Here is a 2119-nt window from a genome sequence, read left to right on the forward strand (position 1 = left end):
ACCGATAACAGTTGCCCTCTTTCACGCATTGTCTCTAATGAGCGTAATAATACTTGCTTCATGATGCCTGCATTTCGATATTCAGGATAAGTTGACACAAAACCAATGCCTCCCATATCATAAGGAACCCCAAAAACAGTCATCTGAAGCGACAAAATAATTAATTGTGAAACGAGCTCTTCTTGGTCGAAAGCTCCCTGAATAGTACTGACGTTGACCCAATGCATAAAATCCTCTAATCGCTTGCCTTCATAAGCTGGACGAAAACAATAATTTTTCAATTTGAGGACTTTTTTATAATCGTTTGATTGAACAATTTGATAAGTAATCATCTTACACCTCCATGATATATGACCTACCTTAATAATTTATTCTTATATTATTAAATCCTTAATTTGGTTTAGAATAACTTCGTCAACAATAGTGCTGCTGCTCCTAAAACGGTTGCATCATCTCCTACCCTAGACAATGTGATTAATGTATTCTTCCTTGCTTTTTCTGTTAAGGCTCGTTGTTGAATAGTAGCTAAGATACTCGGCATCAAAAAATCATGACTTTTCATCACACCACCACCAAGAACAATCTTCTCTGGATTTACAGCATGAATCAGATTAACAATCCCAATCCCAATCAAGACTCCAATTTCTTCTAATACTTTTTGATAGGCTGTATGACCTTTTAAAGCGAATGCATAAACTTTCTCTCCGGTCAGATCGTCTGGTGCATCTGGTATTTGTTTTTTTGCTCTGCGAACGATAGCGTCTCCAGTTACAAATGTTTCGAAGCATCCCTGATTGCCGCAACTGCATTTTTCTCCATCTAAAGAAATCGTCATATGACCAATTTCACCTGCAATTTCTTGTGCCCCATACCGTAATTTCCCTTCCTCTATGATTCCTGAACCAACTCCGCGACCAATATTTACAACTGCAAAAGATTTTAATAAACCATAATCGCCAAACCAATATTCTCCCAGTGCCATTGCTCGAGAATTATTTTCAACAATTACTTGAAGATCAAAAGTATTTTCCAATACCTCTTTTATATGAACATTTCTTAATCCCGAATTGGCTGAATATAAAGAAATACCTGCAGCAACATCCACCACACCATGCATGGCAATACCTATACCAAATATTTTACTTCCCTCAACACCCATCTCCTTTATAACAAGTTGAATAGCTTGAATCAGTACAGCTAGGAAACTATCTATGGTCGTATGTGCTTGAAGCGGCAATTCTGATCGCACCAGAATCGTCCCAACTAAATCACTCACACATGCTTTTATTGAATCTGATCCAGCATCTACGCCAATCACGTAATGATCGTTTCTATTCAATAAAAGCATAGTCGGTTTTCTTCCACCTTGAGATTCTCCTAAAATACTTTCTACCACTAACTTTTCATCCATCAATTCTTTCACGATACTACTGACAGTTGGTGGTGTTATACCTGTGACTTTTGCAATCTCAGCTCTGGATATAGGACCCGACTGCCTAATTTTATTTAAGACCGTTGATTTGTTCACGGATTTCATCAGCTGAAAGGTTCCTCGAACCATTCCTACATCTCCTTTATACAACAATATTCATTAAATTTCTTTACTTAATTAATTTAATTAACTAAGTAAAGAAAAAAATATTCAATTTACGCTAACCAATTTTTCAAAAGCTTATACTAGTGTTTTTATCTTTTTCTATCTTCTTATACTTTATTTACTCCTACATTATATATTAAGCAAATTCTGTGCCAATACACTTTTTGCTGGAAACGCTATTATAAGTAAACTTTAGTAAGTACACAGTAAAAAAACAAAAATACACACTGTTGTTAGTGTGTATTTTCATCCTATTTAGTACTGTCTGCTATTCCTATTTTATGATCCAAATTAGTAATTTTTTTGTACGATTACTTCAGAATAATAATTTAGTAATTTTGCATACAACCATTTTCATTAGCTATGTGATGCAAATGTACCGATTGGCAATTGGTCATTCAATAATTCGTCTGATGGATCCAAGTTTCTTTTTTGTTTTTTACCAGTTTCCCAATAAAGGACCAATATACCAAGTGTTAAAATTGAGCTTAAGATATATGTTAATGTGCTCAATCCCATACC

General features: G+C 34.9%; 2 protein-coding genes. Both read right to left on the bottom strand.

Annotation, left to right across the window (positions count from 1 at the left end):
- Positions 1-332: GNAT family N-acetyltransferase (locus ABS911_RS15000; RefSeq protein ID WP_350468218.1), on the bottom strand; the 332-nt coding region annotated here is incomplete at its 3' end.
- Positions 333-400: 68 nt separating this feature from the next.
- Positions 401-1561, bottom strand: coding sequence for an ROK family transcriptional regulator (locus ABS911_RS15005; protein ID WP_034537658.1), 1161 nt, complete (start codon positions 1559-1561; stop codon positions 401-403).
- Positions 1562-2119 lie beyond the last annotated feature (558 nt).

It is taken from the genome of Carnobacterium sp., from assembly GCF_040274425.1.

What these genes read in the sequence shown, in the direction of transcription:
- ABS911_RS15005 (WP_034537658.1), bottom strand. Translation starts at nt 1,561, where the DNA reads ATGGTTCGAGGAACCTTTCAGCTGATGAAATCCGTGAACAAATCAACG.